We start from the raw sequence: 1,744 nt of genomic DNA, 5'->3' as shown, positions 1-1,744 counted from the left end.
TCAGTTTGTAGACAAAAGGGGTTCGGAATAGTCTTATTCCGAACCCTTTTTCAGCGTTTTATTGGCGTTGACACCATTTATAGAAAAGACTAGACCTCTCCGAGGCCATCATTTAGACCGTTTCTGGACTTTGCCAAGTCCAGTTGGCCATTTTCTTAAGATTCATGGCAGCAAAAGTAAGCATCGCCTGCATGGACAATTTTTTAAGTCCCCTAAGGGTTGTCCAGCGCATGCCATGCTTTTCTTTTGCATCTGCGAATACGCGTTCAATCGTTTCTCTGCGTTTCGCGTAAATTGGTTTCACCTCTTCGTGGTGACGAAGATGATCGGCTTCTTCCACATACTCCTGCCAAATGTGGCGTGTCACGACTTTCTGGTGGTCCTGGCTTTCTGTACATTGAGACAGAAATGGGCAATTCGCGCAAATCTTTTTAGGAGATTTGTATTCGCGATAGCCTTCCTTACTCGTCGTCGAGTAGGCCAATACTTCACCGGCTGGGCAGAGGTAGCAGTCGAAATGCTCGTCGTAAACAAAATCTTGTTTTTGGAAAAACCCTTTTTTCGTGCGTGGCCGTGTATACGGCAGGGCAGGTGTCATACTGTTTTCAAACAAGTAGCGAGTAATCGAGGGTGTTTTATATGCCGCATCGGCAGCTACAGCTTTCGGCTTTCCTACTTTTCGGATCACTTCTTCGACTAGTGGCTCCAGCATATGACTGTCATGGATGTTTCCCGGTGTCACTTTCGTACCCAGCACAAACCCGTTGCGGTCGGAGGCCGCATGGAAGGAGTAAGCAAACTGTTTCGTCCGTTCATCTTTTACATAGTAGCCGCTCTCCGGATCCGTCGTACTTTCTTTTATTTCTTTAAGCTCTTCTTTTTCGAACTTATCCGGTGGGAAAGGCTTTTTTCCATGATCTTCACGATCCTGGTTAATCTCCTCTTGAAGGCGCTCCTGATACGCGCGTGTTTCTTTGCGAACGACTTTCTTGGCAAATTTGCGCTTATTCGCGCTTGCCTTCACATGAGTTGAATCAACGAACACGTGCTCAGCACTAATCAGCTTTTTATCCCCAGCTGTCTTCAATATACGGTAAAAAATCTGTTCGAACAGGTCTGTATCTTTAAAACGGCGTTCATAGTTTTTCCCGAAAGTAGAAAAGTGCGGCACTTTATCGTGAAAACCGTAGCCTAAAAACCAGCGGTAGGCCATGTTAGTCTCAACTTCCTCAATGGTTTTGCGCATGGAACGGATGCCAAACGTATATTGAATGAACGCCAGCTTAATCAGTATAACTGGATCAATACTTGGGCGGCCGACGTCTGAATATTTGTCTTCCACCAGCTCATAAATAAAAGAGAAGTCAATCGCTGCCTCCATTTTACGGACCAAATGGTCCTGGGGCACCAGCTGGTCTAAAGCAATCATCTCTATTTGGTCTCGCTGAATGGAATTGTGTTTTGAAAGCATCGTCGTCACCTCAAGTCTGTTTTCTATTATTTTAAAACAAGGTTGACTGTACGACTATACGAACTTGATTATTTCTGTTGATTGGAATGGAAGACGCGCAGACTCCTGCGGGATCAGCGGGACAGGTGAGACCCCGCAAAGCGCAGCTTGAGGAGGCTCACCGCCCGCCCCGCGGAAAGCGAAGCGTCTGGAATGGAAATCAACAACCCCGTTTACGGGCAAAATAAAAAGACTGTAGACGCTCGATTTCCATCGAGTTTGTCTACAGTCTGA

General features: G+C 46.2%; 2 protein-coding genes. Both read right to left on the bottom strand.

Features of this window, described 5'->3' with window-relative positions:
• Window positions 1–112: 112 nt before the first annotated feature.
• Window positions 113–1,471: an IS1182 family transposase gene (locus tag QY97_RS18795; RefSeq protein WP_039237704.1), complete on the bottom strand. Its 1,359-nt coding sequence runs from the start codon at window positions 1,469–1,471 to the stop codon at window positions 113–115.
• Window positions 1,472–1,525: 54 nt separating this feature from the next.
• On the bottom strand, window positions 1,526–1,744 hold a 219-nt coding region (locus QY97_RS20940; protein ID WP_208326095.1), incomplete at its 5' end, for a hypothetical protein.

This window comes from Bacillus thermotolerans (assembly GCF_000812025.2).
Taxonomy (GTDB): Bacteria; Bacillota; Bacilli; order Bacillales; family Domibacillaceae; genus Quasibacillus; species Quasibacillus thermotolerans.
The sequence above is the reverse complement of the archived record's forward strand: the minus strand, read 5'-3'. Positions and strand labels throughout refer to the sequence as shown.